General features: G+C 61.1%; 27 protein-coding genes, 1 tRNA gene and 2 pseudogenes. 9 read left to right on the top strand and 21 right to left on the bottom strand.

Annotated elements, in window-relative coordinates:
- Nucleotides 1-29: 29 nt before the first annotated feature.
- From ACXR0M_RS19865 to ACXR0M_RS19795, 15 genes and pseudogenes are all read right to left on the bottom strand, one after another.
- Nucleotides 30-1,007, bottom strand: coding sequence for a LysR substrate-binding domain-containing protein (locus ACXR0M_RS19865; RefSeq protein WP_458833463.1), 978 nt, complete (start codon nt 1,005-1,007; stop codon nt 30-32).
- 162 nt (nt 1,008-1,169) lie between these two features.
- Nucleotides 1,170-2,117, bottom strand: a complete 948-nt coding sequence (locus ACXR0M_RS19860) for a peptidylprolyl isomerase (RefSeq protein WP_458833462.1) — start codon at nt 2,115-2,117, stop codon at nt 1,170-1,172.
- Nucleotides 2,114-2,587 (bottom strand): YbjN domain-containing protein, encoded by a 474-nt coding sequence (locus tag ACXR0M_RS19855; RefSeq protein ID WP_458833461.1) that lies wholly within the window; start codon nt 2,585-2,587, stop codon nt 2,114-2,116. The genes ACXR0M_RS19860 and ACXR0M_RS19855 overlap by 4 nt, the downstream gene beginning before the upstream one ends.
- Before the next feature lie 18 nt (nt 2,588-2,605).
- Nucleotides 2,606-3,235, bottom strand: a complete 630-nt coding sequence (locus ACXR0M_RS19850; protein WP_458833460.1) for a DNA repair protein — start codon at nt 3,233-3,235, stop codon at nt 2,606-2,608.
- Between the two features lie 18 nt (nt 3,236-3,253).
- On the bottom strand, nt 3,254-4,951 hold the full coding sequence (locus ACXR0M_RS19845; RefSeq protein ID WP_458833459.1) for a putative porin: 1,698 nt from the start codon (nt 4,949-4,951) through the stop codon (nt 3,254-3,256).
- Nucleotides 4,952-4,990: 39 nt separating this feature from the next.
- A complete protein-coding gene (locus tag ACXR0M_RS19840) occupies nt 4,991-5,695 on the bottom strand; it encodes an energy transducer TonB family protein (RefSeq protein ID WP_458833458.1) in 705 nt (234 codons plus the stop codon).
- 3 nt (nt 5,696-5,698) lie between these two features.
- Nucleotides 5,699-6,124: an ExbD/TolR family protein gene (locus ACXR0M_RS19835; RefSeq protein WP_096821810.1), complete on the bottom strand. Its 426-nt coding sequence runs from the start codon at nt 6,122-6,124 to the stop codon at nt 5,699-5,701.
- Nucleotides 6,125-6,135: 11 nt separating this feature from the next.
- The gene (locus ACXR0M_RS19830; RefSeq protein ID WP_458833457.1) at nt 6,136-7,935 is read right to left on the bottom strand and encodes a DUF2341 domain-containing protein; all 1,800 of its coding nucleotides are present in this window, start codon (nt 7,933-7,935) and stop codon (nt 6,136-6,138) included.
- A 13-nt stretch (nt 7,936-7,948) separates the two neighbouring features.
- Entirely contained in the window at nt 7,949-9,547 is a 1,599-nt protein-coding gene (locus tag ACXR0M_RS19825; protein ID WP_458833456.1) for a ShlB/FhaC/HecB family hemolysin secretion/activation protein, read from the bottom strand.
- Between the two features lie 75 nt (nt 9,548-9,622).
- Entirely contained in the window at nt 9,623-10,234 is a 612-nt protein-coding gene (locus ACXR0M_RS19820) for a transposase (protein WP_458833455.1), read from the bottom strand.
- A 329-nt stretch (nt 10,235-10,563) separates the two neighbouring features.
- Nucleotides 10,564-10,740, bottom strand: a pseudogene (locus tag ACXR0M_RS19815) (DSD1 family PLP-dependent enzyme); the annotation flags it as partial.
- Between the two features lie 356 nt (nt 10,741-11,096).
- Nucleotides 11,097-11,270, bottom strand: a pseudogene (locus tag ACXR0M_RS19810) (DSD1 family PLP-dependent enzyme); the annotation flags it as partial.
- 306 nt (nt 11,271-11,576) lie between these two features.
- A complete protein-coding gene (locus ACXR0M_RS19805) occupies nt 11,577-12,785 on the bottom strand; it encodes a DSD1 family PLP-dependent enzyme (protein ID WP_458833493.1) in 1,209 nt (402 codons plus the stop codon).
- A gap of 74 nt (nt 12,786-12,859) precedes the next feature.
- Complete coding sequence (locus ACXR0M_RS19800; RefSeq protein WP_458833492.1) at nt 12,860-14,188, bottom strand: D-arabinono-1,4-lactone oxidase; 1,329 nt, start codon at nt 14,186-14,188, stop codon at nt 12,860-12,862.
- A gap of 76 nt (nt 14,189-14,264) precedes the next feature.
- Nucleotides 14,265-14,618, bottom strand: coding sequence for a c-type cytochrome (locus ACXR0M_RS19795; RefSeq protein ID WP_458833454.1), 354 nt, complete (start codon nt 14,616-14,618; stop codon nt 14,265-14,267).
- Between the two features lie 368 nt (nt 14,619-14,986).
- Here ACXR0M_RS19795 and ACXR0M_RS19790 point away from each other — a divergent pair, with 368 nt between their 5' ends.
- The 3 genes from ACXR0M_RS19790 (at nt 14,987) to ACXR0M_RS19780 (ending at nt 19,667) form a co-directional block, all read left to right on the top strand.
- Nucleotides 14,987-16,612, top strand: coding sequence for an NADP-dependent glyceraldehyde-3-phosphate dehydrogenase (locus ACXR0M_RS19790; protein WP_458833453.1), 1,626 nt, complete (start codon nt 14,987-14,989; stop codon nt 16,610-16,612).
- A 46-nt stretch (nt 16,613-16,658) separates the two neighbouring features.
- Complete coding sequence (locus ACXR0M_RS19785) at nt 16,659-17,699, top strand: FUSC family protein (RefSeq protein ID WP_458833491.1); 1,041 nt, start codon at nt 16,659-16,661, stop codon at nt 17,697-17,699.
- Nucleotides 17,700-17,777: 78 nt separating this feature from the next.
- The gene (locus tag ACXR0M_RS19780) at nt 17,778-19,667 is read left to right on the top strand and encodes an acyltransferase family protein (RefSeq protein ID WP_458833452.1); all 1,890 of its coding nucleotides are present in this window, start codon (nt 17,778-17,780) and stop codon (nt 19,665-19,667) included.
- On the opposite strand, the gene ACXR0M_RS19775 is transcribed toward ACXR0M_RS19780, so the two are convergent.
- Nucleotides 19,654-20,550: a DMT family transporter gene (locus tag ACXR0M_RS19775; RefSeq protein WP_458833451.1), complete on the bottom strand. Its 897-nt coding sequence runs from the start codon at nt 20,548-20,550 to the stop codon at nt 19,654-19,656. The genes ACXR0M_RS19780 and ACXR0M_RS19775 overlap by 14 nt on opposite strands.
- 150 nt (nt 20,551-20,700) lie before the next feature.
- Here ACXR0M_RS19775 and ACXR0M_RS19770 point away from each other — a divergent pair, with 150 nt between their 5' ends.
- Both ACXR0M_RS19770 and ACXR0M_RS19765 read left to right on the top strand, forming a co-directional pair.
- Nucleotides 20,701-21,138: an Lrp/AsnC family transcriptional regulator gene (locus tag ACXR0M_RS19770; protein ID WP_311998139.1), complete on the top strand. Its 438-nt coding sequence runs from the start codon at nt 20,701-20,703 to the stop codon at nt 21,136-21,138.
- Nucleotides 21,139-21,177: 39 nt separating this feature from the next.
- Nucleotides 21,178-21,504, top strand: a complete 327-nt coding sequence (locus ACXR0M_RS19765) for a YceK/YidQ family lipoprotein (RefSeq protein ID WP_458833450.1) — start codon at nt 21,178-21,180, stop codon at nt 21,502-21,504.
- Nucleotides 21,505-21,582: 78 nt separating this feature from the next.
- On the opposite strand, the gene ACXR0M_RS19760 is transcribed toward ACXR0M_RS19765, so the two are convergent.
- Nucleotides 21,583-22,254, bottom strand: a complete 672-nt coding sequence (locus ACXR0M_RS19760) for a Bax inhibitor-1/YccA family protein (protein ID WP_003224442.1) — start codon at nt 22,252-22,254, stop codon at nt 21,583-21,585.
- 122 nt (nt 22,255-22,376) lie between these two features.
- Here ACXR0M_RS19760 and ACXR0M_RS19755 point away from each other — a divergent pair.
- The 4 genes from ACXR0M_RS19755 to ACXR0M_RS19740 all read left to right on the top strand — a co-directional run bounded on the left by ACXR0M_RS19755 (nt 22,377) and on the right by ACXR0M_RS19740 (nt 24,395).
- Nucleotides 22,377-22,464, top strand: a tRNA-Ser gene (locus ACXR0M_RS19755).
- 207 nt (nt 22,465-22,671) lie between these two features.
- Nucleotides 22,672-22,881, top strand: coding sequence for a hypothetical protein (locus ACXR0M_RS19750; protein WP_458833449.1), 210 nt, complete (start codon nt 22,672-22,674; stop codon nt 22,879-22,881).
- An 84-nt stretch (nt 22,882-22,965) separates the two neighbouring features.
- The gene (locus ACXR0M_RS19745) at nt 22,966-23,691 is read left to right on the top strand and encodes a hypothetical protein (RefSeq protein WP_458833448.1); all 726 of its coding nucleotides are present in this window, start codon (nt 22,966-22,968) and stop codon (nt 23,689-23,691) included.
- A 23-nt stretch (nt 23,692-23,714) separates the two neighbouring features.
- Nucleotides 23,715-24,395, top strand: a complete 681-nt coding sequence (locus ACXR0M_RS19740) for an SOS response-associated peptidase family protein (RefSeq protein WP_458833447.1) — start codon at nt 23,715-23,717, stop codon at nt 24,393-24,395.
- A 1-nt stretch (nt 24,396) separates the two neighbouring features.
- On the opposite strand, the gene ACXR0M_RS19735 is transcribed toward ACXR0M_RS19740, so the two are convergent.
- From ACXR0M_RS19735 to ACXR0M_RS19720, 4 genes are all read right to left on the bottom strand, one after another.
- Nucleotides 24,397-24,627: a hypothetical protein gene (locus tag ACXR0M_RS19735; protein ID WP_458833490.1), complete on the bottom strand. Its 231-nt coding sequence runs from the start codon at nt 24,625-24,627 to the stop codon at nt 24,397-24,399.
- Nucleotides 24,628-24,805: 178 nt separating this feature from the next.
- Complete coding sequence (locus ACXR0M_RS19730; protein ID WP_458833489.1) at nt 24,806-25,312, bottom strand: lysis system i-spanin subunit Rz; 507 nt, start codon at nt 25,310-25,312, stop codon at nt 24,806-24,808.
- Nucleotides 25,312-25,845 carry a glycoside hydrolase family 19 protein gene (locus tag ACXR0M_RS19725; RefSeq protein ID WP_458833446.1) on the bottom strand — a complete coding sequence of 178 codons (534 nt, stop codon included), beginning with the start codon at nt 25,843-25,845 and terminating at the stop codon, nt 25,312-25,314. The genes ACXR0M_RS19730 and ACXR0M_RS19725 overlap by 1 nt, the downstream gene beginning before the upstream one ends.
- A gap of 57 nt (nt 25,846-25,902) precedes the next feature.
- Entirely contained in the window at nt 25,903-26,952 is a 1,050-nt protein-coding gene (locus ACXR0M_RS19720) for a phage late control D family protein (protein WP_458833445.1), read from the bottom strand.
- Nucleotides 26,953-26,955: the final 3 nt, after the last annotated feature.

Genomic DNA, 26,955 nt, shown 5'->3' with positions numbered 1-26,955 from the left:
GGGGGATCAGCGCCTCGCCACTGAAGGCCTTACAGAAACCACTCCCGACGTTCTTCAAACGTGTGCTTAATCAAATCCACCAACACCTGTACTTTCCGGGCCTCCTGCGATTCACTATTCACCGCCAACCACACCTGCAACTGCATCGCCTCATCAAACAACCCCGGCAACGCCACCAGCCCGCGATCAAACCGGCTCATATACGCCGGCAACAACCCGATGCACGCACTGCAACGAATCATCTCCAGCATCAATTCATACGACTGCATCTGCACCACGCCGGCCAGGCGCTGTTCGACCAGCTCATTCCACGGCCGGAAGCTGTCGATGTGCCGGTCGGGTTGCCGTTGCACCAGCATGAAATCGCTCAGGTCGTCGGCCGTGGCCGGGCGGGCGGTGACGCGGGAGTAGCGTTTGGCGATGTGCGGCAGGTAGTCCAGACGCGCCAGCGCCTGCGGCTCCGTGGTGGCGAAGGTTGGACCGGGGCTCGGTTGTTGACCGGGGGCCAGCCACAGGACGATATCGGCGCTGACGGCTTGCAGGGCCAGTTCGCTGTCGAGGGCGATGATTTCCAGACGCAGGCTGGCGTTGCGCCGCAGCAAGGCGATCAGGTCGCGACCGAGGATGTCATGCAGGAGCGACTCGGCGACGGCCAGGCGCACCAGCGGCTGCTCGATCACTGGCAGTTTGCGCTCGTGAGCCATGGCCACCAGTTGCGCCTGCAGTTGCTGGCCCTCGCGGGTCAGGCTCAGGGCGCTGCCCTGAAAGCTGAACAGCGAGTGCTGCAGCTCGTGTTCAAGCTGCGCCAGTTGCTTGCGCAGCAGGGTCGAACGCACGTTGAGGCTGCGCGCCGCCTGCATGAAACAGCCACAGCGGGCGCTGACCAGAAAGTATTGGGCGACGTCGGCATCAAGGGTCGCAGCGCGCGCCAGCCATGGCTCGCGCTCGCCCTGTGCCCAGCGGTAATCGGCGCTACCCTGGCGTCCTGCGGGTTCGGTGAATGACATCGATGACTCCCTGTCGATCTATGTATTTTTGGAAAACGTCACGGCTCCAATGTGGGAGCGGGCTTGCTCGCGAAAGCGATGTGTCATTCAACGAACAAGTTGTCTGGCATGGCCCCTTCGCGAGCAAGCCCGCTCCCACAGGGGTTCAGAGGTGGATCTGAATCACAGTTTTTCCTCCAGCACCTTGTTCAGTTCAGCGCCGTCGATACTCAGCGTTGCCGTGTTGAGCATGCCGTCCAGGTACGCCTGGGCGATCTGCTCCTGACGTTGCGCACGCAATGCCTGGGTCAGTTGATCACGCAGTTCGTCGAGGGTCGCGGTGCGCGCCGGTTGCTGTTCGGTGAGTCTGATCACATGGAAGCCGGCGGCGCTTTGCAGCGGGTCGGACACCGCGCCGACTTTCAAGCGGGCCACGGCGCCTCGGACTTCCGGCACCAGTTGCTGCAACGGTTGCAGGCCAGTGTCGCCGCCGCGCTGCGCCGTAACCCGATCCTGCGAGAACTGCGTGGCCAGCGCGGCAAAATCCCCCGGTGTGGCTTGGGCCTTTTTGCTCAGTTCCGTCGCCTGTTTGCGCACCGCTTCGAGGTTCTGCGGATCATTCACGGCGAGGAAAATCTGGCTCACCCGGTACAGCGCCGGGGTCTGCCATTGCGCCTTGCCGGCGTCATACGCCTGCTGCAATTCGGCCGCACTCGGGTAATCCGCCGGCACGGCGCTGACCGAACGCAAATAATCGCGGAAGACGATCTGCTCAGTCGCGGCACGGGTTTGCCGCACCACGTCCGGACGCTGCGCCCAGCCTTGGGCATCAGCCTGTTCGAGCACGGCCTTTTCCGCCAGACGCGTGCGCAGCCAACGCTCCAGTGCTTCACGGTTGCCGCGCAGTTGTTCGCGGGTTGCCGGCGGTACCGTCGCCAGCAACGCCTGCAACTCCTGCGGCGTCACCTGCTGATTACCCAACCGCGCCAATGCCGGCCCCGCAGCAACGACCGCCAGTGGCGACGATTGCTGCGCGGCGACCGGGTCGGTGCCCGGTCGTAGCACCAGCGCCACGGCTACCACCAACAGCGCCACGGCTCCGGCGCCAATCACCATGGCCGGTTTTTTCACAGCGCGACTTCCTCTTGTCCGGCAACGGCGACTTTGGCGGTTTGCGCCGTTGCTGCCTGAGTGAAATCACGCAGGTAAACGATGAACTCCTGCAGCAGGCGATCCCACAATTCAAGATTGCCACGCAGGTGATCGTGGCTCACACCAGCGGCGACCACCACATCCATTTCCATCAGCAGAAACTCGCCCTGCAACGACAACCGCGCGAAGCGCCGAGTGGCGTTCCACTGCTCGGCCACACCCGCTGGCAACTCACCTTGCACCCGCAGCGCGCAGCTGAAGGTGAAGTCGACATAGCTGCCCTGCTCCGCCACCGCCGGGTTGCCGAAACGCACGGCATAGCCGATGCCCTGGCTGGCGCTGAGCAATTGCACGATGCCGTTGTGCTCGGTCTGGTTGACCCGGTAACCGGCGGCTTGCAGCACGTCGGTCAGGGACTGGGCGGATACGTGGCTGGTCAATTGAGTCATGCTGTCTTCCTTGTCAAATCAGTGAGCGAGCGCCGCTTGCGGGGCGTCGAATTGGGTCTTGTAGAGTTCATCGCCAAAGCCCTGGGCCAGTTCATCGAACTTGACCCGTGCGCTCCCCGCAAAGGGCTGGCGGATCTTCATCACCTCGGCCACGTCGATGTTTTCGTAGGCGGTGAGGATCTGTTTGGCGACCCCGTACATCTGCTGATTCTTGACTGAACATTGCTGCACTTGTGTGTCACGTTCAGTCAATTGCGCCTGAAGTTTTGCCCGTTCGGCCTCTTTGGCACGGGCCATGACCAGCAACTCGTCGTAGGCTTTCTTGAACTTGCCGACCTGCTCGTTGCTCGCTGCAACTTGCGCCTGAGCCTGGCTGTGCAGGTTCTGCTGCTGGTCAGCCAACTGCTCGGCGAGGCCTTTGGCCTTGGCCAGTTCGGCGCTCAATTGCTTGATCTGCGCTTGCGCGACCTTGGCCTCGTTTTGCGCCGCCAGTTGCGCGGCGCTGGCCTGGGCCTGCTGGCTTTGAAGGGCCTGCAGTTGCTGGGTGGTGCTGCGCAACTGAGTGCGCAGACGTTCCTCCATGCCTTCGGCACTGGCGCCCTGGGCGATGACCAGACTCAGCCCCAACAGTAAAACTCGTGCGTGCATGACCGTCCTCCCGGCGCCTTAGAAGCGCGTGTTGATCTCAAGCTGCAAGACGTCGATGTCAAACGGCGCGCCGTACACCGCCTCGGTGCTCAGCCAGCGGCCCGTGGCGTAGACGTTCTTCGCCAGACCGTAATTGCCGCCGAGGAAATAGCCCTTGGCGTTGGTGCCGCCGAGGTGGAACGAGGAGTCGTTGAAGCCGTCCGGCAAGGCGTCCGGCTGGATGTACTTGTAGCCGGCGAACAGGTTCCAGTCGCCCTGCTTCTTCAGGTCCAGCGCGTTGCCGAGGGTGAACTGCACCATCCACGCATTGGCGCCGCTTTCGATGTCGCCGCTGCTGTCGAGGTTGTTGACGAGCTGTCCTTCGGCGCGCTTGCGCATGTCGCCTTCGTCATAACCGAGGTTGTGGATGTAGTTGCCCTGGCTGCGCAATTTGAAGTCTTCAGGTAGGTCGGCGTCCCACACCAGGTTCAGATCGAGCAGGTTGAACTCCGACGCCAGGCCAACGAATTGCGGTTGCGCCGTGGTGGTCGGGTTGGCCGGGTTCGGCGTGATGTCGCGCAGCAGGAACACGCTGTTGCCCTTCTGCATGAACGCCGCGCGGCTGCCGTCGGTGTCGCAGCCCGGGGCGCCGGCCCACGGCTCGCAAGGGCTGGAGCGCTGACCTTGAATGTCGTCGAAACGGTAATAGGCCAAGGCACCTTTCAAGCGGTTGTTGCTGTTGATCGCCCATTTGGCGCCAAGCTGCGCGCCGTACAGCCACTTGTTGTCGCTTTCTTCCTTGTCGAAGCCGTTGCTGGTGCTGGTGTCATTGGTGTAATCCACCGGGAACGCACCGACGGTGCCGAACACGCCCCAGTCGCGGTTGAGCTTGTGGTCGAAAATCGCCGCCACGCCGTCGAAGTTGAGGTCGTTGGAATACAGCATGTCGGTGGACATGAACGGGTTGGCGAAACGTCCGCCGGTCAGGGTCAGCTCATCCGTAGGCTTCCAGTTCAGATAACCCTGATCGAGCCAGATGTCTTTCTTGGCGAAGCCGCCGCCAAGGTTCTGCGTGGTCGACACCGGGTTGTTGTCCGAACCGGTGCCGATGCGAATGCCGGCGGTCCATTCCGGCGTGATCACCGCTTTCATGCCCAGCCGCGCACGGATGCGGAATTGATTGGTGCGGTCTTCGCGAGTGTTGAGCAACGGCGGCAGGCTGGTGCTGCTGTTGGGGTTCACGTCGTACGGGCCGTTGTTGTTGAGCTTGGCGAAGTCGACGATTTCGTTGCTGTTGCTATCGGAGTAGTAGCGCGATTCGTCACGCAGGCGGATGTCGCCGTCGAAGCTGATGCGCGAGGCCCAGTCCGGGAAGGTATTGGGCGCTGCCCAGTTTTCCTGTTTGGCGGTGGCCATGACCTCGGCCTTGACCTGATCGCGGATCTGATCACGCACCGCAGCTGGCACATATTGCACGCGCACGTCGCCCGGCGCCGCCACCGGCCCGGCCGCCACGGCGGTGGAGGCCGCCGCCTGCTTGGCCTGCGCGGCTTCGTTCTGCGCCTGGGCGATCAGCGCGTCGGCCTTGTCCTGTTTCAAAATGCCCTGCTCGACCAGCAAGCGGATCAGATTGATCGTGGCGTTCTCCGAGGGCGCAGGCGCTGCTGCGGCCTGACCGACCAGGGTCGCGATGACCATGCCGACCGCCAGGGACAATCGATTCACATTGGAAATCATCTGCACACAACTCCTTTTGGCAAAGCTTGAAAATGGGGATTAACCCGGACGCCGCCCCTGCAGGGACAGGCGCACGGGCAAGGTCATCGAGGCCGGTGGCCGTTCGCTCAAATGTGGCGCGTTGCGCAGCGCCGCCAGTACCTGGGTGTCGATCTCGGGGTTGCCGCTGGACTTGATCAGCTCGACACGAGTGATCTCGCCCACCGCGCTCAGCCACACATCGGCCTGCAGCGAAAACGCGAGGTTGCGCAGGTCCGGGTTCTCGCGCAGCAGCTTCTGAAAGGTGAACGCGAGGAACTGGCTGTAAGTGCCGTTGCCCAGCCGCCCGCCGCCGGCACCGGCCATGCCGCCGCCCTTGCCCGCGCCGATGTTGAACGCGTCGCTGCCGCTCTGGGCCTCGCCGTCCATTTGCATCGGGTTGGCCAGATCGTCCGCCGGTGAGGGCGGCGCTTCCTCTTCGGGCTTGACCTCTTGCGGCTCGGGCGTCGGTTCGGGCTCGACGATTTTTTCTTCCACCGGGGTTTGCGGCTCCGGCGGTTTTTCCGGGGGCGGCGGCGGTGGTGGCGGCAACGGAATGATCGTCGGCACCTTCGGCGCTTCACGGCGGATGCCGCTCATGTCATTGGCCCACTGCCACAAAAAGTACGCGGCCAGCGCGCCGAGCAGCAGCCCGGCGCCCCACTTCAGGTAACGCAGTGGCGAGCGCTTCACCGGCAACGGTTCGATCGGGAGTTGTGCAGTCATCACTCAGCCCTGGCTCGGTTTGCCGGTCACCAGACCGACCTGGGACAGTTCGAGCCGGCGCAGCAGATCCAGCACTTCGATGACTTTCTGGTACTGCACCGTGGCATCGCCGCGCACGATCACCGGGAAGTCCGGGTTCTGCGCTTTCTCGATGCGCAGGCGTTCTTCCAGCTCCGGCAGAGTCACCGGGTAGGCATCGAGAAAAACCTGACCGCCGTCGTTGACCGAGATCGCCTTGGTCTTGGCTTCCGACAACGACACCGCGGCGCTGGCCTTGGGCAGGTTGATCTGGATCCCCGAAACCTGCGCGGTGGCGGTGAGGATGAACATCACCAGCACCACCATCAGCACGTCCACCAGCGGAGTGATGTTGATGCTGTCCACCGCTGCATCTTCGTCATCGTCGTGGGAGGCATTTACGGACGCCATGGCAATGCTCCTCAGGCCGGTACGGAGTGATTGGCGTGATGCCCGCGCGCATGCGCCGCTTCACTGGACTGGCCTTCGCCGTGCATCTCCGCCAGACGGGTGATGAACTCGTCGACGAACACGCGCATGTCGGCGCTGACTTCCTTGTTGCGGGTGATCAGGCGGTTGTAGCCAAACAGCGCCGGGATCGCGACGAACAGGCCCATGGCGGTGGCGAGCAACGCGGCGGCCATGCCGGGGGCGATGGCGTTGATGTTGACGTCGCCGGCCATCGCGGTGCCGAGGAACACCACCATGATCCCCAGCACCGTGCCGAGCAGGCCGATGTACGGGCCGCCGGCGATGGCGTTGGACAGGGTCGAGAGTTTCGAGCTGAGCGCCTGGTTTTCGCGGGTGCGCACGCCGTCCATCGAGCAACGGATGGCTTCGATGGTCGCGGCCGATACCGACGAGGTATCGGCGCCTTGCTCGCGGCGGGTGCGGATCTCCTTGACCGCCACCAGGTACAGGCGCCACAGCGACGAATGCTGCAGGCGCTGGGCCAGTTGCGCGTCATCGGCGAACATTTCCAGACGGGTGCCGACCTTGGCGAACTGCTCGCGAAAGGCTTCGTTGGCCTTGCTCACGCGGCTGAGGGTGCGGTTCTTGCGCAGCATGATGATCCACGACTGGAACATCATCAGCACCAGCACGGCGATGATCACCCAGGCATCCACCGGCACTGCATTGAGCAGGAAACCGAGACTGCCGAAACCGAAACCGGACTGTTCTTCATCGACGCCATAAGCCACCAATTTCGACTCGGCGCCTTGCGCGGTCGCGTCGGCCAGCAGCAACGCCGCCGGGCGCGCGACTTTCGACAGACGCAGTTCGTCGATGGCGCCCACGAACGGCTGGAACGGGCCTTGTTGCAGATCAGCGCCAATCGCCATGACCGAGTTGAACGCCGGCATCGCCTGAGCGAGGGTCGCGCCTTCACGGCCATTGTTGAACAGGCTGACTTTCGCCCCTTCGGCGGTCAGCGCGACGTGCTGCCATTGCCCTGGGTTCAGCGCCTGCGTGGCGACCGCGCGCTGGCCATTGATCTCCACGAACGGCACGCCTTGATTGACCCCCAGCAACAGACTGTTGGCGCCTTCGCGGCGGGCCAGAATCAGCTGCTCGCCATTGGCCTGATCCAGACGCAACCAGGCGCTGAAGGTGAACGCGCTGCCGGCGTTGTGTTGCAGCGACGGACTGGCCGGCAGCAGCAACGGCTGGGCACTGAACTGCAAGGCACGCCCGACGACACCGTCAATCGCCGCGCCGGTGGCACTTTGCGCGGTGTTGCCGTAAGCGGTGGTGTCTTTGGCCGGAGTGCCGGTGGCGCCGTCGAAGTGATACAGCGCGGTGTAATTCGGGTCGAAGGTCAACTGGCCGTTGCCGGTGGCCGGGGCTTTCTGATTGCCGTAGTACATCCAGATATCCTGACGCTGGCCGCCCTCGACATTCGGCACATCGACCCAGATCAGCGCCATACCCATCAGCGCGTCGAAGCTTTCGATCTGGTGGTTGAGCACGGTCTTGTCATCGGCGGCGACAAAGCGCAGATCCGAGCCGTCTTCCTTGACCCCGTCGAAGGTGAAGTTGCCGGTGTGCAGGCGCACCAGCAGCGCGGTGCGGCCCAGCGCCTGATTGATCGCGGCGCCCTGCGGCGTGGTGTCGACGGCGATCTGCTTACGGTAATGCCAGTCGTCCTGCCACCAGGCCTGCGCCGTGGCCGGGAGCACGAAGCCCAGGCAGATCAACAACGAAAGAATGAGGCGCTGCATGAATCGTGCTCCTTTAGAAAGTGGCTTGAAGGTTGAAGTGCAGGCGCGATTCCTGCTTCGAAGTGTTCGGCCCTTCGAGGAGCGGATAGCCCCAGTCGACGCTGCCGGACAGCCATTTGCTCAGGCTGGCGCGGGTGCCGAGGCCGATGCTGGCCAGCGCATAACTGGCGTCCTGATCCGGCAGTTCGTCGCGCAGGTACAATTGCGCGCCTTCGGCGAAGGCATAGAAGCGCCATTCCAGCATCCAACTGCCGGCGTATCTGGCCAGCGACGGGGTGCGCAGCTCCTGACTGAGCAGCACGCCGTCATCCGCGGTGCGCTCGGCGGCCAGATAACCGCGAACCGAAGTCGCGCCGCCGGCAGAGAATTGTTCGTTGGAAACCAGTGGTCCCGACGCCAGCTGGAACGCGCCTTTGCTTGCGCTCTGCCAGTCGTTGTCGAAGGTCCAGGTGAAGCTGCTGTCGCCCTTGAGCACGGCGAAACTCGGCTTGGCGCGGTAACGTTTGTAGTCGAAATCTTCGTCGGAACTGCCGTAGCCGAAAATGCTCCGGGTGGCGGCGACGAGGCTCAGGCCAAGGCCGAGCTGACTCTTTTCGCTGTAGCGGTAGCCGTTGTAGGCGAAGGTGAACGGTGCGTATTTCAGCGGCACTTTGTCGCTCTCGCCGGACAGGGTCAGGCGTTCGTCGAAGTCCTTGAAGTCGATGCCGGCCGACAGCGAGTTCGACCAGTTGCCGCTGGACGGAATCGTGTAGATCGCCGACACACCATAGGAATGGCCCTTGCCCAACACGTTGCTGCCGCCGATGGTGGCGACGTTGCTGTCGGACTGGTAACCGGAGAACTGCACGCTCCAGCGCTCGCTTAGCGGCGCGGTGTAGGAAGCCGACCAGACCTTGGCGTTGTCGGTGTCCTGCGGCGCGGTGAAGTAGGTCAGGTTGATGCTGTGGCCGAGCTGCCAGAGGTTGTTGTAGCCGAGGCTGGTCACGGCGCGCAGCTTCTCGGTGTCGGCGCTGTAATCGTTGTTGAGGCCGACACTGGCGGTCCACGGGTTCTGGTCTTCGACCTGCAAATCGACGTCCATGGTCCCGGGGCGCTGGCCTTCGCGCACCAGCGGCATGACCTGACGTCCCGGTGTCTTGTTGAGTTGCGCCAACTCGCCCTGGACCTTGGCGAAGTCCGGCACCTCGCCTTCCTTCAGTGCCGGGACGTTGTCGCGGATGTCCAGCGGCGAATAGTGTTTGGCGCCGACCACGCGCACCCGGCCGACCTTGGTTTCGCTGACCTGCAGGTAGACGATGCCATCGGCCACGGCCTGCTCCGGCAGTTCGACGAACACCGACTGGTAGCCTCGCTGCTGATAAATTTTCTGCAGCGCATCGCGGGCGCCTTCGATGTCGCTCATGGTCTTCTGCGGGCCGAGAAACGGGTACACCGCTTCTTCGATCGCCCGTGCGTCAAGCACAGTGTTGCCGCGCACGAAGTATTCGTTGACGTCCACCAGACGCTGCGGCGCAGCGCTTGCGGCGGCCTCGTCGGCAAACGCTGGCTGAGCGCCGGCCGTCACCAGCAGCCAGCTCCACAGCGCCAGCCGTGACGTGAAAATCTGATCCACACTACCCCCTGAATTCGCGATGACCTGTCGGCGCTGTTGCGCGCCTTTTGTGTGTTGTGTCGATGGCTGGCGCGGCTAATTGCTGACGGGCGAGGCACCGCTGTGCTTGCCGAGCCAGGTGTGCAGCAGCGCGAAGTTCAGGGAGAACTCGGGCATTTGCAGCAAGGCACCGCAGAACACTTCGCCGATGATTTTCTGGATCAGCAGCACCGCGCGCGGCTCGTTGAGCAGCGTGGCGATGTCGCGACTGAGGACGTTGAAGCTCCAGACTTTCTGGTTCAGGCCGAGGCCGACGAACCAGCGGAACAGCAGGTTGTAATTAAGCTGTTCATAGAGCTGCTGCTCGCTGGGCACCGAGTACAGCAGCTGCAGCAGCAGAATGTGCATCACCGTTTGCGCGGAAATCAGCATGCCGGGCTGGGCATTGAGGTCGTGCATGAGGTCTTGATGGGCGTCGAGCAAATCGTCGATCTGCGGGCGCAGCAGCACCAGCGAATGGCCGGGCGGAATGTAGCTGGAGACCTCTTTCAAGGCGCCCTGCCAGTCATCCTGCGACACGATCCAGACCCACGGCGCGCCGTAGCGATACACCGAAACCGGCTTCTTGCGCGCCGCTTCGACGATCTTCGACAGGCGTTGATCGAGCTCCTGCATGCCCACTTTCGAGTAGCGTTCCATAGTCCCCATTGCCTCACTCCCGGCGTCCCGCCTCGGCTTGTGAAAAGCGCCCCATAGGGCCCCTCAAGCGCGTTACATAGGCATGACCGGATGGGCAATGTGCTACCGAACTTTTGTCATAAAAGCTTCATTACAGAAATTGATCGGGGAATTGCAGACACCACAAAATCTTGTGGGAGCGGGCTTGCTCGCGAAGGCGTCCCGTCATCACCCTCTTAATGACTGACACACCGTTTTCGCGAGCAAGCCCGCTCCCACAGGGTTATGGGGTATTTTCAGAAAAACATTCCGTCAGGTATAGACGGGCCAAGTGTCGACGATTTTGCCGCCACGCACCGGCAACGCCCGTACACCCTATTGCTTTGCAAACCGGCAGGCGATTCGAACTCGGCCATCCAGTTGCCGCCGTAGGTGAAGAAGGTCTGGCGCTGGTTGGTGTCCCACCACGAGAACAGTTTCGACTTGTCATCCAGCGCCGGGATGTTCACCGCGCCGGTGCTTTTCAACCGGGACGTGTTCAACCAGCAAGGGTAAGCTGCCGCTCGCTGGGCACGAGTACAGCAGTTACAGCAGCAGAATGTGCATCACCGTTTGCGCCGGAATCAGCATGCGAGGCTGAGCATTGAGCTCAAGCATGAGGTCTTGGTGGGTCGAGCAAATCGTAGAAATTGATCGGGGAATTGCAGACACCACAAAACCTTGTGGGAGCGGGCTTGCTCGCGAAGGCGTCCCGTCAGTCACCCTCTGAGTGACTGACACACCGTTTTCGCGAGCAAGCCCGCTCCTACAGGGTTATGGGGCATTTTCAGAAAAACATTCCGTCAGGTGTAGACGGGCCAGGTGTCGACGATTTTGCCGCCACGCACCGGCAACGCCCGTACACCCTATTGCTTTGCAAACCGGCAGGCGATTCGAACTCGGCCATCCAGTTGCCGCCGTAGGTGAAGAAGGTCTGGCGCTGGTTGGTGTCCCACCACGAGAACAGTTTCGACTTGTCATCCAGCGCCGGGATGTTCACCGCGCCGGTGCTTTTCAACCGGGACGTGTTCAACCAGCAAGGGTAAGCTGCCGCTCGCTGGGCACGAGTACAGCAGTTACAGCAGCAGAATGTGCATCACCGTTTGCGCCGGAATCAGCATGCGAGGCTGAGCATTGAGCTCAAGCATGAGGTCTTGGTGGGTCGAGCAAATCGTAGAAATTGATCGGGGAATTGCAGATACCACAAAACCTTGTGGGAGCGGGCTTGCTCGCGAAGGCGTCCCGTCAGTCACCCTCTGAGTGACTGACACACCGTTTTCGCGAGCAAGCCCGCTCCCACAGGGTTATGGGGTATTTTCAGAAAAACATTCCGTCAGGTATAGACGGGCCAAGTGTCGACGATTTTGCCGCCACGCACCGCCAGCAGATCACCGAACTGCAACAGCACCGCCTCGGTCTGGGTCGGGCGCAGGAAAACCTGGTCTTCGACAGTCAGGCCCACGGCATTCGAGCCGTTGACCATCTCCTGATTCGAACTGCGCCCGTACACCCCATTGCTTTGCAAACCGGCAGGCGATTCGAACTCGGCCATCCAGTTGCCGCCGTAGATAAAGAAGGTCTGGCGCTGGTTGGTATCCCACCATGAAAACAATTTCGACTTGTCATCCAGCGCCGGGATGTTCACCGCGCCGGTGCTCTTCAAAACCGGTGTGGCGATATACACCGCCGGGACGTGTTCGACCAGCGACGGCAAGTCGTAATGCGTCGGCTTGAGCATCGCCGTGCCCACCGACACCTCGCTGCTCAGTTTCTCGTTTTCATGGATGTGATAGCTCGGGCTGCCAGCGGTGTTCAGGCACAAGCCGTCATGCCACAACGCGGGGAACTGCTGCCGGGTGAAATCGACGCAGCGCTGATAAATCACCATCACCTTGGCGAACAGTTCCTCCGGGGAGCCGAGAATCCCCGGCACGCCCATGCCCACGAACGGGTCGTAACCCATGAAGCCGGCGAACTCCAAATGTTGCGGGTTGGCGCTGATCAGCGTGAGCATCTGCCCCAACACATTCAGGTCACTGACCCCGCCGCGATGCAGGCCGACATCCAGCTCGATGTTGATGCGCATCCGCGTTCCCAACCCCTGCGCCAACGCCAGGTATTGCTGCAGGCGCTCCGGCCCGTCGAGCAGCCATTGCAGCTGCTTTGATGGATCGAACGGACCTTGATGATTTTGATAAAACAACTGCGCCGAGCGCACCGGCAATGGCTTGCCGAGCAGAATGTCGGACTGCGGAAACGTCAGCGCATCGTGATTGAGAAACGGCTGATGAAACGACATTAGCTTTTGCGTCCCGGCGCGTTGCGCGATGTAGCTCAACAGCTTCGGCGACGGCAGCGATTTTTCCACCAGCCGCAGTTGCTTGCCGCCGCGTCGGACCGATTGCATCACCACGTCGATGTTGTGGTCGAGGCGATCGAGGTCGATCAGCAGCACCGGGCGCATCGGCCCGTGGTCCTTCAATTCTTTATTCAGCGCGCGGAAATACTCGCTGTACGGCGCACCGTGATCCCCCGGGCGCAACCATGCGCCAACTCCCACCAACAAGGCACCGACACCCAGCGTGCCAAGGACAAAATTGCGTCGATTGACCGCCATCAGCTCACCCCCAGAATCGACGCCAAGTGCGCATTAAGAAACTTGCCGCTGGGGTCGAGCGCCTGACGCACCTCGACAAACTCGCGCCAGCGCGGGTACAGCGGCTGCAGCGTCCGGGCATTGAGCGTGTGCAATTTGCCCCAGTGCGGGCGGCCGTTGTACTTCCAGAAGATCGGCTCGACCGCGGCGAAGAAGTTGTGATGATCCATCTGGTAATGCTGATGCACCGAGATCGAACAGCTGTCGCGCCCCTCGAACATGCTCAGCGGGATGTCGTCGGCCTTGACGTAGCGATACTCGATGGGAAACCAGGTGCGCAGGTCCTTGTCCTGAATCAGCTTGAGGATTTCCCGCAGGCAGGTCGGGCCGTGTTCGGCAGGCACCGAGTATTCCATCTCGTTGAAACGCACGGTGCGCACGTTGGCGTAGATGTCGAACGAGTCGCCGACCCGATCCTCGAAACTCGCCAGATGGCGCAGGCTGTTGAGCAGGGTGCGGCGCAGTTCGGGGAAGTCGCTGCCGTACTTGTCGATCTTCTCGATCAGGGTGACGAACTCGTTGCCGCCTTCCTCTTCGGGCGGAATCGGCGGCGTGGCCGGGTCGCTGGTTTCGTTGAGCGCGATGGACAGCGCGTAGCCGGAATGGGTCACCACGAGCATTTCCCAGTGCTGGTTTTCCCGGGTGTTGTTGTCGACGTCTTCCAGCAGCTCTTCGGTCTTGGCGATCCACTGACGCTCGCGCAGGCGATAGGCCGGACGGTTTTGCAGGCGGATTTTGCTCGCCACGCCGAGAGCGCCCAGGGACACCCGAGCCGCATTGAACACTTCGGGATGGTGTTGACTGTCGCAGTCCAGCACCTCGCCGCTGGCGGTCACCAGTTGCATGCCGCAGACGTGCGCCGAGTAGGACTGAAAGGTCTTGCCGGTGCCATGGGTCGAGGTGGAGATGGCTCCAGCGAGGGTCTGGTAATCGATGTCGGCCATGTTTTGCAGGGCCTGGCCGATGTCCTTCAACGGCAGGCCCATGCGTGACATTGGCGTGCCGGCGCCGAACTCGGCCTGCAAGGTGTTCGGGTCATGATCGAGCAGACCGGTGAAGTAACTCAGCGACAGCAGCGTGCCGTCGGTGGGCACCAGCGCACTGAACGAATGCGCCGAGCCGACCGGACGGATCTTGCCCTGCGCCTGGCGAATTACGGCGGTCAATTCATCGAGGTTTTTCGGCGCCAGCCGCGCCGCCGGCAGGCAACTCTGCCCGCCCGACCAATTGCGCCACGGAATCAAACGTGGCGCACGCAGCAACTGCCCCAGCGCAGGATTAGCCGCCAGTGCACTGAACGCACCGACGATGCTTGCCCGCTGCAACAACTGGCGGCGTGTCAGATCCATGCTCATACGCGCGCCCTTATTGTGGGAGTGGCTGGTCGGCCATGAAGCCGATCAGTTGCAGGAATTGTTCTTCCGAACACTCGACACACTGGCCCATCGGCGGCATGCCGTTGTAGCCATTGATGGCGTGGTCGAGCAGCGTATCGGCGCCCTGCCGGATGCGTGGTTCCCAGGCGTTGCGATCACCGGTCAGCGGTGCGTTGGCGGCCGGGTTGGCGTGGCACAGCTGGCAGCTGTTGGCGTAGATCTGTGCCAAGGCCGGGTCTTTGGGGATCGCGTTGTGGGCGGTGGTTTGCGGCTTGGGTGGTTCGCCGCAACCGGGCAGCGTTGTGGACAACGCCAGCAGCAGAATGAATCGGAGTGCCTGCATAACGAACCTCAAGGATGGCCGTGCTTATTGTTGTGATCACACCTTACGGCAGCGGCGGCAATGGGTTGAGGGCATTGCGGGACAGTCATGGGGGCATCCGGGGCCAGTCAGGATTTACCCTGGATTCGACTACAAACCCAAAACCCTGTGGGAGCTGGCTTGCCAGCGATGGCGTCATCTCAGCAAATCTTTACTTCGCTGACAGTCCGCTATCGCTGGCAAGCCAGCTCCCACAGGGTTTTGCGGTGGTGCCAGACCCTCTGTTACGCGCCTTGGCGTGACATTCGCGTGACATTGGCGGGTTTAAATTTCAGCGGGTTCAGGCGTATAACTTGTCAGGACTTTCAATTGGCACGCGGGGTAGCGACATGAGCACAGCAAACATCCTTGGCAACCTGTTCCCTTCTGTCAGCGACATCCCGGAAAAATACCGCCTCGACGCGCAGATCGAGCAACGCGAATACCTCGTCGACGGGCAACTGCGGCGCTGGGACGGCCCACTCGCCACGGTGCGCAGCCCGGTGTACCTGCACGGCGAAAACGGCGATGAACAAGTGATTCTCGGCAGCACGCCGCTGCTGGATGCCGACACCGCGCTTACCGCGCTCGATGCGGCCGTGCGCGCCTACGATCGCGGTCAGGGCCTGTGGCCGACCATGCGTGTGGCCGAGCGCATCCAGCACGTCGAAGCCTTTCTCGGGCGCATGCGCCAGCAGCGCGAGGCGGTGGTCAAGCTGCTGATGTGGGAGATCGGCAAGAACCTCAAGGACTCGGAAAAAGAGTTCGACCGCACCTGCGATTACATTGTCGACACCATCAACGCGCTGAAAGAACTCGACCGCCGCTCCAGCCGTTTCGAACTGGAACAGGACACTCTCGGCCAGATCCGCCGCGTGCCGCTCGGCGTTGCACTCTGCATGGGGCCTTACAACTATCCGCTGAACGAGACCTTCACCACGCTGATTCCGGCGCTGATCATGGGCAACACCGTGGTGTTCAAACCGGCCAAGCTCGGCGTGCTGCTGATCCGGCCGTTGCTCGAAGCGTTCCGCGACAGCTTCCCCACCGGCGTGATCAACGTGATCTACGGCAGCGGCCGCGAGACCGTCAGCGCGCTGATGGCCAGCGGCAAGATCGACATTTTCGCCTTCATCGGTACCAACAAGGCCGCCAGCGACCTGAAAAAACTGCACCCGAAACCGCACCGTTTGCGCGCCGCATTGGGGCTGGATGCGAAGAACCCTGGCATCGTGTTGCCGGAAGTCGATCTGGACAATGCCGTCAGTGAAGCGGTGACCGGTTCGCTGTCGTTCAATGGCCAGCGCTGCACCGCGCTGAAAATCCTCTTCGTGCATGAGGATGTGGTCGACGCCTTCATCGAAAAATTCAACGCCAGACTCGCCACACTCAAGCCGGGTATGCCGTGGGACAGCGGCGTGGCACTGACGCCGTTGCCGGAGTCGGGCAAGGTCGATTACCTGCACGGCCTGGTGGCCGACGCGCAGAGCCATGGCGCACAGGTGGTCAACCCGAATGGCGGCGAGAGTCGCGAGTCGTTCTTCTACCCCGCCGTGCTGTACCCGGTGACGCCGCAGATGCGCGTGTACAACGAGGAACAGTTCGGGCCAGTGGTGCCCATCGTGCCGTACCGTCACCTCGATACCGTGATCGATTACGTGCTGGAATCGGATTTCGGCCAGCAACTGAGCCTGTTCGGCACCAACCCGGTGGCGATCGGCCGACTGGTCGATACCTTCGCCAACCAGGTCGGGCGGATCAACCTCAATGCGCAGTGCCAGCGCGGCCCGGACACCTACCCGTTCAACGGACGCAAGAACTCCGCCGAAGGTACGCTGTCGGTACACGATGCGCTGCGGGTGTTTTCGATTCGCACGCTGGTGGCGACCAAGTTCCAGGACAGCAACAAGGATCTGATCAGCGAGATCATTCGCGGGCGTGATTCGAGCTTCCTGACCACCGACTACATTTTCTGACGAGGACCCTGCACTGAGTACATTCAGCACTTCCCGACTGCCACCGCTGTTGCGGCGAATCCTGCGGCCATTGCTGGACCCGTACCGCCGCTACCGGCACGCCCGGCTGATTCATGCGGTGCGCGTGGCGCTGGGGTTGCTGGCGACCATCCTGCTGACCACAGGGATCAACCTGCCCCACGGCGAGTGGGCCTCGGTGACCATGCTGGTGGTGATCGGCGGCCTGCAACACCATGGCAACATCGGCAAAAAAGCCGCCGAACGTGCCACCGGCACCTTGATCGGTGCTGGTGTTGGCCTGGTGCTGGTGGCGCAACATGCATGGCTGGGCCTGCCGTGGCTGACGTACTTTGCCATGGCCGTGGTCTGCGGATTTTTCTCCTATCACGCCATCGGCAAGGGTGGTTACACCGCCCTGCTCTCGGCGATCACCGTGTTCATCGTCGCCGGGCATGGCGACAACCCGATTACTGACGGCTTGTGGCGCGGGGTCGATATCCTGATCGGCATCGCCCTGGCCCTGGCCTTCTCTTTCGCGCTGCCGCTGTACGCGGTGTATTCGTGGCGCTACAACCTGGCCGATGCCTTGCGCGACTGCGCGACCTTGTACGGACGGATCATCAGCGGCCAGCCGGTCAGCGCCGATGAACACCTGAAGCTGATGGGCCGGGTGACCTCGGTGATGGTGCAACTGCGCTCGCTGATGCCGTCGGTGTCCAAGGAAGTGAAGATTTCCATGACCGAGCTGGATGCGATTCAACGCAACCTGCGCATGTGCGTCAGCACCCTGGAAATCCTCGGCAACACCCGCCCGGATGCCAACGATGCGGACGCCATGGCGCATCTGCAATCGGCACTGCGGGCCGAACACCGGATGATCCGCGTGCAACTGATCGGCATGGCCCGGGCCTTGAAGACCGGCGCCGTGCAACGCCTGGAACGCCCGCTTGAACTGCCCGATGCCAGCCTCGGCACGCCGGTCTACAGCGCCCTCGACGGTTATCGACTGTTGACCCGGCAACTGGTGGCCAACATTGGCGAACTGCGGCAACGACTGAGTAAAACGGCGCCGCGCTGGAATATCTGAGTCTGCGAAAAACCCATGTAACAAAGCCGACATCAACACTACAATGCGGCTCACAACGGATGTGTACATGGATGCAAAATGCAGTTCAGGACGAATATCAACGCGTTACGCGCGGTCGCCGTTTTGGCGGTGGTGCTGTTTCATTTCAAGGTGCCAGGTTTTAAGGGCGGGTTTGCCGGGGTAGACGTGTTTTTCGTCATTTCCGGCTTTCTGATGACCGGCATCATCGTCAATGGCGTGCAACAGCAGAACTTCTCCCTCCTCGGCTTTTACGCCTCGCGCGCCAGGCGCATCATCCCCGCGCTGCTGACGTTGTGCGTTGCGCTGCTGATCTTCGGCTATGTGTATTTGCCGCTGGACGACTTGCGCGAAACCATCCGCACGATCAAGAGCAGCCTGCTGTTCAGCTCGAATTTCAGCTTCGCCCGGAGCGGCAACTATTTCGCCGCGCCACTTCACGAAAACTGGTTGCTGCACACCTGGTCGCTGTCGGTGGAATGGCAGTTCTACATGCTCTACCCCGTGTTGATCATGGGCCTGCACAGGTTCTTCGGCGCCACCGGAACCCGCGTGGCGCTGGTCGCACTGACGCTGATTTCGCTGCTGGCGTCCAGCGTCGTGACCCGGCTCGATCCGACTTTCGCGTTCTACATGCTGCCCACCCGTGCGTGGGAAATGCTCGCTGGCGGGCTGGTGCTGCTATTTCCCCTGCGGCTCGGCCCGCACGGCGGTTTGCTCTGCGAAGCGTTTGGACTGGCGGCGATCGGTATCAGTGTGCTGGGCTTCTCCGAGCAGGATCTGTGGCCCGGTTATCTGGCGTTGGTGCCGGTGTTGGGCACGATGCTGGTGATTTATGGCAACACCCGGTCGATGTTCAGCCGCAATTCTGCGCTGCAATTTATCGGGAGCATTTCCTATTCGGTGTACCTGTGGCACTGGCCGTTGGTAGTGCTGCTGTACCTGTGCGGGCTATTGGGCAGTTGGCCGCATGTGCTCGGTGCGATTATCGCCTCGTTCGTCCTCGGCACCCTCTCCTTCTACCTGGTGGAGTCTCAGGTCAAGAGAGGCCCGACCGCGACCCGCACAGTGCTCAAGTTCGCCTCGCTGACGGTGGGTGTGGTTGCCGTGTCGGCGGCGATGTCTTCGCTGGTCAAGCAACACCCCGATTGGCGCCCGGCGCTGGTCGAACACGGTCAACCGCAATACATCAGCGAGCTATACCCGCAAGAATGCTATCCCAACGCCTACGCAGCGGCGGATTGCAAACTGGGCACGGGGGATGTCAAGGTGATCCTGTACGGCGACAGCCACGCGCAATCGACCGCCGCAGCGGTGCAAATGGAGAACCCTCAAGCGGCACTGTCATGGTCGCGGGGCGGTTGCCCGACGCTGGCGAATTTTTCCATGCACGATAAAAGCGTCGAACGCCAGTGCCGGGATTTCAATCAAGAAAAACTGCAACAACTGAAAACCGCCTACGCTGGCGTGCCGGTGGTGCTGTTCAGCCGTGCGGCGCTGTACGCGGATCCCGGTCGGGAAAACAGCTACCGGATTTCCTTTCCCGAGCGCCAGGCCCGGTTTTCCGAGGCGTACACCGAAGAGTACGTCAGCACGGTCTGTTCAATCGCTGAAAACCATCCGGTGTACATCGTCAAACCGATTCCGGAAATGCCCTTCAGCGTCTACAAGGGTTTGAATCTGAATCAGCGACTGTTCGGGCAAACCACGGATATTTCGGTACCTTTGCAGACATACGAACAGCGCAACCACGTCGCCATCGCGACCATCGAGGCCGCCGCCAGCCGCTGCAATGCGACGGTGATCGACCCGACGCCGTACCTGTGCCCCGACGGCCAGTGCATGGGTTCCAGAAACGGCGTCCCCCTGTACTTTGATGACAACCATCTGGTGGATGCCGGCAATCAGCAGTTGAAAGGACTGTTCCGCAATCTGCTCAAACCGATTTGAGCTGACCCCGGAGCTTCAAGCCCCAACCCCGTTGCATGCCGGCGGCAGCCAGCAGAATCGCTGCCACGCCGAACCATTGCAGGGGTTCGAGTCGATGGCCGAAGGCGAACCAGTCGACGAAGATCGCCGCAATCGGATAGATGAACGACAGCGCGCCGGTCAGGGCGGTCGGCAGCTTCTGAATCGCGCCGTACAACAGCACGTACATCAGACCGGTGTGGACGATGCCCAGCGTCAGCAGGCTGGCCCAGGCAGTGGGCGCTTGCGGCATCGCTGAAAAATGCGCGAACGGTGCAAGCAGCAGCACCCCGGTGCAGACCTGGATCAGCGCGATCAGATGCGGTGGCGTACCGGTCAGGCGCTTGATGATCAACGCAGCGATGGCGTACAGAAACGCCGCCCCCAATGCCAGCGCGATCCCCATCAGGTACTCATTGCCGCCCTCGCCCTGCTCACCATGAGCGCTGACTATCGCCAGCATGCCGAGGAAAGCAATCGCCAGCCACAACAGCTTCTGCAAGGTGATCTTCTCGCCCAGGATCAGCGCCGCCAGGCCGACCAGCATGAACGGCTGCACGTTGTACACCGCGGTGCCGATGGCAATCGACGCCCGGGAATACGAGGCGAACAACAGCACCCAGTTACCGACAATCGCCACGCCACTGAGCACCGCCAACAGGAACGTGGTGCGGGTTAGAATGCCCGGGCGCAGGAAGCCGAACCCGGCGCAAATCAGCAGCAAAGTACCGGCGCCGAACACGCAACGCCAGAACACCACGTCCAGCACCGGTTGCCCCGACACCAGCACGAACCAGCCGATGGTCCCGGAAATCAACATGGCAGCGGTCATTTCCAACGAGCCACGGCGGATTGCATTGTCCATCATCGATCTCCCTAAACATTTGACGAAAGCCTGGCAAAAGTATGCCCAGCCGCGACCCCGCGCCTCCAGCGCATAAAGCAGGCTAAACTCGACTTCTGCCTTTTTTATTGCGGGTAATTTCCCGCAAATGCCTAATCCCGGAGTTGCGTCATGACCGACGATATCGACCAGATCCTCATCAGTGCGCTGATGGAAGACTCGCGCCGCTCACTCAAGGCGCTCGCGCAGATCAGCGGCCTGTCGTCGCCGAGCGTGGCCGAACGCTTGCGCCGGCTGGAAGAGCGCGGTGTGCTCAAGGGCTACACCGTCGAGATCGATCCCAAATGCTTCGGTTACCAGTTGCAGGCCATCGTCCGGGTTCGACCGCTGCCGGGCCAACTGCAGGAAGTGGAGCGGCAGATTCTGGCGATCCCGGAATTCACCGAGTGCGACAAGGTCACTGGCGAGGATTGCTTCATCGCTCGCCTGCACGTGCGCTCGATGGAACAGCTCGACACTCTGCTCGACCGACTCAATACGCTGGCGGAGACCAACACCGCGATCGTCAAGAAAACCCCGGTCAAACGTCGATTGCCGCCGATGGCCTGAGCGGCGTAGATTGATTTTTTCCAGCGAAGGATTCGCGGTATGAAAATTCAGGCGGTGATACTGGCGGCATCAATGCTGGCTGGTTGCGGGACTATTCAAACGGTGGCGCTCAGCGATAAAGCCAGCGTGGACCAATTGAAGGCCAAAAGAACCTACTGCGGCGCCGTACCGCGCATTTACAGCGGCGTGACGTACGACTTCTGCATGCTGCACGCGGAAAAACCGGATGACGTCGATGCCTTCAATTACAACAACCCATCCCTCGGGCTGGTCGTCGACGGGGCGGTTTCCGGGGTGCTGGATACGCTTCTGCTGCCCTACACGATTTACAAGCAAAGCGCCGATGGCAGCCTGGAGATCAACTGACCACCTGAGGCCCTGCCCGTTTTTCGCAGGCAACAAAAAACCCGCCGAGGCGGGTTTTTCGTTATTGCACGACATTGATCAGTCGTCGCGGCTCATGATGCCGAAGATCTGCAACAAGCTGATGAACAGGTTGTAGATCGATACATACAGGCTGATGGTCGCCATGATGTAGTTGCGCTCGCCACCGTGAATGATCGCGCTGGTCTGGAACAGAATGCACACCGACGAGAACAGCACGAAACCGGCGCTGATCGCCAGTTGCAGGCCGCTGATCTGGAAGAACATGCCCGCCAGCGTCGCACCCAGCAGCACGAAGAAGCCTGCAGTGATGAAACCGCCGAGGAAGCTCATGTCCTTGCGGGTGATCAGCACGTAGGCCGACAGACCACCGAACACCAGCGCAGTCATCGCGAAGGCCGAGCTGACCACTTCAGCGCCGCCCTGCATGCCCAGGTAACGGTTGAGGATCGGGCCAAGCAGGAAACCCATGAAGCCGGTCAGCGCAAATGCAGACACCAGGCCCCAGGCCGAATCACGGAGTTTGTTGGTGAGGAAGAACAGCCCGTAGAAACCGATCAGCACCACGAAGATATTCGGGTAGCCGACGCGCATCTGCTGGGCCACGAACGCCATCACACCGCTGAATGCGAGGGTGAGTGCGAGCAAGCCATATGTGTTGCGCAGGACGCGGCTAACCTCTAGCTGCTCAGCCTGCACGCTGTTGTGAACTGCGTAATCCTGTTCGCGCATGGCGACACTCCTGTTGGTTTGAAACGTTCAGTCGCAAAGATCATAACAGACGCTCTGTAACAAGCCATGCAGAGAGTTTGACAGTGTGTTTCATTCAGGTATTATGGCGCCCGCAACGCAACGGAGGTGTGGCCGAGTGGTTTAAGGCAACGGTCTTGAAAACCGTCGACTGTAACAGGTCCATGAGTTCGAATCCCATCGCCTCCGCCATATTTGATACGACAAAGCCCTGATTATTCAGGGCTTTGTCGTTTCTGGGGTTTGAATTATCCGCCGAGCCTATGGAAGCGTTACAAAACTTTTTGATACGCGTTACAAAACTTTCTGGCTTCTCTCCCTTCATTGGCGTCCTGCCGAACGTAAAACACTCTTCATGTAACACAGTGCTACGCTGGGTTCTTTCACGGAGGAAACCCAATGTCGAATTCAGATCTACTCCCTTCTCTTCTCTTTAAGATCAACGAAAATCAGCTCGCCCTCGAAGCCGCGATCATGGAGTTGACGATCTGGGTAGAACAGCGCGGCTCAGCGGACGTCGCCGAGAATGTGCGCAGCTCCCTTGCAGCACTCGACAGGAATGAAGAATTTATCAAGATGACCTTGGCTGTCCTGATGACACCCGACTGACAGCTCGTCGCCTGCTACTCGCCGAACAGCTGCCTCTCGATTACTGTACATGCATACAGCACTTGTACAGCGAACCCTCCTTTCATGAATTTCGACCAGGCCAAATCTATCCGGCTCCAGCGATGGCGTGCGACTCTCGACGACCAGGATTTCCGCATGCAAAGCCCGGAGGGCTACCGGGAAACTCTTTATGCGATGGCTGCTGCGCTGCACACAGAAGGATTGATCGATCAGCTTGAGCAGTTCGACATGAACGAGATGGCAGACGCCGCCTACTGGCACGCTGTCGAAGAGTTGCAGAACTCACCGGGTCAGTACCGCGGCGCCTCAACCTACGACGTAGTTGATATCAATACCGGAAAGCTGCTCGGCACTATCAGTCGGTCGATCTTCGACTTCGCGAATGACGAACCGCGCGGGGCGTCCTTCCCTTACGATGGGAAAGTCTACTCGGGCGCGGATGGTGTACGGCTGACCTTGGGTCTTTCGCGGAAAATTGGACGGATTTCAGGCTTGGTGCTGGAAATGAATGGTCGCCGATATCAGCTGGTAGAGACCGAGAGAATGATCTCCGGCGTAACACGCCGACCACTTTCCGATGCCGATGCTTATCGAGCGCTCATAGATGCAGCGCAGATCGCGCAGGAGGAGCGGGATCTGCGCGCCTTTGAAAAGGTACGCCCTCACATCGAGTCAGCAGCATTCCGTATCTGCCCTGCCTGCCTTGATCGCTTCGATTCGCGCGACGACTGCTCGACCTGCGACGGAGAAGGTTTTGTGACAAAGCAGGCACCCGCGGGTCTACGCTGAAAGATCCCTTCGAGGAACGGGCAATGTGCGGACGACTCTCCCAGTACAGCGGCATTCACGACTTCGTAGCAGCGCTCAGCATGCCGAATGCGCTGATCAACTCGACCGGAGAGCAGCCTTTCGAACGGTACAACGCCGCGCCGTCCACTCAACTTGCCCTCTTCCACCAGGAAGGCGAGTTCCTGCACGCCGACATGGTCCGCTGGGGATGGCGGCCACACTGGGCCAATGACCGCGCGGCGCCGATCAACGCTCGGGTAGAGAAAGTCGCCCACGGCCCTTTCTTCCGCGCGATCTGGCCACACCGGGCGATCATCGCAATCAACAACTGGTTCGAATGGGTCGACGAAAGTGGCCCGAAGAAGCAGCCCTACTTGATCAGGCATAGGGACCAATCGCCGATCCTCTGCGCCGCAATTGGCCAATACCCGAATGAAGAGCATGCCCCCGGCGAGCATGACGGCTTCGTGATCATCACCGCCGACAGCGCTGGCGGCATGGTCGATATCCACGATCGCCGGCCGGTAGTGTTGCCGCCCGAACTCGCCCGGGAATGGCTGGACCCGGCCACGCCGAAAGAGCGCGCCGAGCAAATGGTGCTGCACCAGAGCGAACCGACAGAGGTTTTCGAGTGGCTCAAGGTTGATCGGGCTGTGGGGAACGTCCGGAACCAAGGGCCTGAACTGATTAGGCCTGTTGCCTGACTCATGCCTTCGACAGGGTTTTCAAGCGCTCAACCAGCGCAGCTTCGAAAATGATGTACAGCCTTTCAGCATCGCCGGTGCGCAAAGCGCCGCCGGTTTCCAATCCCAGCACGAAGCCATCCGCCCGCGCTCCCGCCTTTACAGCGATGATCATCGAATCAGCCCGGACAATCTGCGCCAGCAGCCGATCCGCTTCTCGCTGCATCTTATCGCTCAGCACCACGCCTTCCAAATCCATCGCCCTTTATATTCAGTGCGACATCCAATACATCACCAATAAAACGACCGTAACCCAAGCGAGGGTCAGTAAAAACGAGAGCCCTGCGAGTCGCTTGTCCACTTCCATGACGCCATTTTAAAAAGGAATGATGGTTCACGACCCGCCCCTTCGCAAGTGTGGCGCAGAGCCATCAAGGGCGCAGGTTTCGCACATAGTCTTGGCATGCCTGCAGAGCGATCAACCCCCGGTCGCCGGTGTCGGTGATGGCAATAATTCGTTGAGCATGCGCTGGGTCAAGTCGGGCGCGTACGGCTGCATGATCCATGCTGCCGGCGCCGGCGGTGGCTGGCACCCCACAGCCTTTGGCAGCGTCGGTTGCGTCGAGGAGGACTGACAGCCGCAAATCAGAAGTGGCAAGGCGATCGCGCAGGAGATCCTGTTTCTTTTGAGCATCGGTCATTTTCTCGAAGTGGGTTTGTTCACTGGACGCCATCCGTTGCTCGAGCGCCAGGTGCCTGTCCTGCTCGGCCCGCTGCGCAGTGGCGGCCGCCTGCGTAAGTTGGTTGAGGGTTTCGGCGTGTACCCGAGCCTGCTCGGCCAACTGTTTGCCGTAGCGCCAATCCTGAAATTGCCAGACGCTGCCGGCGCCGATCAGCACCAGCGCCAGTACACCGACTATTTTCCACGGGACGACGATCACACCAGCACCGCCCGCGCACGCGACCAGATGTCCAGTCGATCCTGTAAACCATTCAGACCGCCATTAATACGGCGAGTGATGGTGTTGAACTGGTCTCGGTCAGCCAGATCGTTCAGCCCGTTCTGCTTCCAGAACCACGCTGCTGACATGGCCGCGTACTGGGGCAGTTCCAGCAGCTCCGGCTGAGTGATCAGGTCGAGGCCCAGCGCCTCGCCGCACGCGGCATAGTTCGCCCGGCCGGTAATCTGGATCAGGCCCCGGCCAAGATATTTCGAACCATCTCCGGGTTGGGTATTGCCCAGATCTGCTCGCCCCTCGTATTTCGCTTGAGCCGGGGTCGGTCCCCAGATCTCGCGAATGTAGCGCAACTGTCCCGACTCATGGCCGAGCTGGGCGATGAACGCGGCAACACGCTTTCTACCGACGATTTGATAGCGCTGCATTGCTGTATTCAAAACAGGTACGAAAACGCCCGCTTGGCGGCGGGCGTTGGGCATGATGCTATGCAGCTGTTGTTCCGTGATTGACATACAAACTCCAGACATGAAAAAGCCGCACAAGGCGGCAGGATGGGGTGCGCTTGTGCGCTATTTGAGGCTGACAACCTTTACGGGCTTGGCCGGCTTTTTCCCTTTCTTGCCCTTGGCATTGGCCTTGCCGCTCTTGCCGCCGTTACATTCAACCGTGGTCGACCAGCCGGATTGCGTATAGGTCTGCTGCACCGACTCGGCCAGATAATCGCCGTCGAGTCCGACCTTGAAACCCTTGGCAACGATGGGGCACTCGGCAAACACATCCGTGCGGCCTTTCATCTCCAGCCGCACGCCGGCCGTGGAACGGTTGAACGCTGCCAATCGCGCCTTGGCGGCTGCCTGGGCGGCGCTCTTGTTCGGGTAGATATGTCGATCGGTGTGCACCGAGGGCAGGCCTGCAGGCGCGTCGTCGTTCTCCAGCAACACCACGGCAAGCTGGCCGGTCTTCTTGTCCTGATGCTTGGCGCCGACCGACTTGTGAGACTCGCGATCCTCGAAGTTGAATTGCCAGCGGCTGACGTCGCTTTTGTTGATCACGATCGCCGGCAGCGCCTTGCCGCTTGCGCTCTGCCCGCCCTGACGCGGCATGACCAACAACTTCCCGTCGGCGACCTTCGCCGTGCAGTCATATTGCTTGGCCAGGCGCGTGATGAAATTGAAGTCGGATTCGTTGAGCTGATCAGCTCGCGCCACCTTAGTCTCGACCGGACAGGCCGGCGCCCAGCCATTGCGCGCGGCGACGTCGGCCACGATCTTCGACAGCGGCACGTTTTCCCAGCTACCGCTACGGATGGTTTTGCCACTGCCGCGCATGTCGCTGGCCTTGCCCTTGATGACGATCGTATCCGGCGGCCCGGACACCGTGACGCCGTCGACCACGTAGCGGCCCAGCCTGACCAGCGAGGTTTCGAGATAGCCCAGGTAAATCTCGATCCCCACGCCCTTGCGCGGCAACGTCACCAGCCCGTCCCGATCGTCAATACGCAGTTCAAACTCGTCGGACTCCATGCTGGCTTTGTCGGTAACACTCAACTGAAGAAGTCGATCGTTCAACAGCGCCGTGATGTCGGTGCCATCGGCAACAATTCGGAATCGGGGGGTCATGGT

It is taken from the genome of Pseudomonas sp. Eth.TT006 (assembly GCF_054456575.1).
Note: the sequence above shows the minus strand (reverse complement) of the source record. Positions and strands in the feature narration are given on the sequence as shown.

What these genes read in the sequence shown, in the direction of transcription:
- ACXR0M_RS19865 (WP_458833463.1), bottom strand. Translation starts at nt 1,007, where the DNA reads ATGTCATTCACCGAACCCGCAGGACGCCAGGGTAGCGCCGATTACCGC.
- ACXR0M_RS19855 (WP_458833461.1), bottom strand. Translation starts at nt 2,587, where the DNA reads ATGACTCAATTGACCAGCCACGTATCCGCCCAGTCCCTGACCGACGTG.
- ACXR0M_RS19850 (WP_458833460.1), bottom strand. Translation starts at nt 3,235, where the DNA reads ATGCACGCACGAGTTTTACTGTTGGGGCTGAGTCTGGTCATCGCCCAG.
- ACXR0M_RS19845 (WP_458833459.1), bottom strand. Translation starts at nt 4,951, where the DNA reads ATGATTTCCAATGTGAATCGATTGTCCCTGGCGGTCGGCATGGTCATC.
- ACXR0M_RS19840 (WP_458833458.1), bottom strand. Translation starts at nt 5,695, where the DNA reads ATGACTGCACAACTCCCGATCGAACCGTTGCCGGTGAAGCGCTCGCCA.
- ACXR0M_RS19835 (WP_096821810.1), bottom strand. Translation starts at nt 6,124, where the DNA reads ATGGCGTCCGTAAATGCCTCCCACGACGATGACGAAGATGCAGCGGTG.
- ACXR0M_RS19830 (WP_458833457.1), bottom strand. Translation starts at nt 7,935, where the DNA reads ATGCAGCGCCTCATTCTTTCGTTGTTGATCTGCCTGGGCTTCGTGCTC.
- ACXR0M_RS19820 (WP_458833455.1), bottom strand. Translation starts at nt 10,234, where the DNA reads ATGGGGACTATGGAACGCTACTCGAAAGTGGGCATGCAGGAGCTCGAT.
- ACXR0M_RS19795 (WP_458833454.1), bottom strand. Translation starts at nt 14,618, where the DNA reads ATGCAGGCACTCCGATTCATTCTGCTGCTGGCGTTGTCCACAACGCTG.
- ACXR0M_RS19790 (WP_458833453.1), top strand. Translation starts at nt 14,987, where the DNA reads ATGAGCACAGCAAACATCCTTGGCAACCTGTTCCCTTCTGTCAGCGAC.
- ACXR0M_RS19780 (WP_458833452.1), top strand. Translation starts at nt 17,778, where the DNA reads ATGCAGTTCAGGACGAATATCAACGCGTTACGCGCGGTCGCCGTTTTG.
- ACXR0M_RS19775 (WP_458833451.1), bottom strand. Translation starts at nt 20,550, where the DNA reads ATGGACAATGCAATCCGCCGTGGCTCGTTGGAAATGACCGCTGCCATG.
- ACXR0M_RS19770 (WP_311998139.1), top strand. Translation starts at nt 20,701, where the DNA reads ATGACCGACGATATCGACCAGATCCTCATCAGTGCGCTGATGGAAGAC.
- ACXR0M_RS19765 (WP_458833450.1), top strand. Translation starts at nt 21,178, where the DNA reads ATGAAAATTCAGGCGGTGATACTGGCGGCATCAATGCTGGCTGGTTGC.
- ACXR0M_RS19760 (WP_003224442.1), bottom strand. Translation starts at nt 22,254, where the DNA reads ATGCGCGAACAGGATTACGCAGTTCACAACAGCGTGCAGGCTGAGCAG.
- ACXR0M_RS19750 (WP_458833449.1), top strand. Translation starts at nt 22,672, where the DNA reads ATGTCGAATTCAGATCTACTCCCTTCTCTTCTCTTTAAGATCAACGAA.
- ACXR0M_RS19745 (WP_458833448.1), top strand. Translation starts at nt 22,966, where the DNA reads ATGAATTTCGACCAGGCCAAATCTATCCGGCTCCAGCGATGGCGTGCG.
- ACXR0M_RS19740 (WP_458833447.1), top strand. Translation starts at nt 23,715, where the DNA reads ATGTGCGGACGACTCTCCCAGTACAGCGGCATTCACGACTTCGTAGCA.
- ACXR0M_RS19725 (WP_458833446.1), bottom strand. Translation starts at nt 25,845, where the DNA reads ATGTCAATCACGGAACAACAGCTGCATAGCATCATGCCCAACGCCCGC.
- ACXR0M_RS19720 (WP_458833445.1), bottom strand. Translation starts at nt 26,952, where the DNA reads ATGACCCCCCGATTCCGAATTGTTGCCGATGGCACCGACATCACGGCG.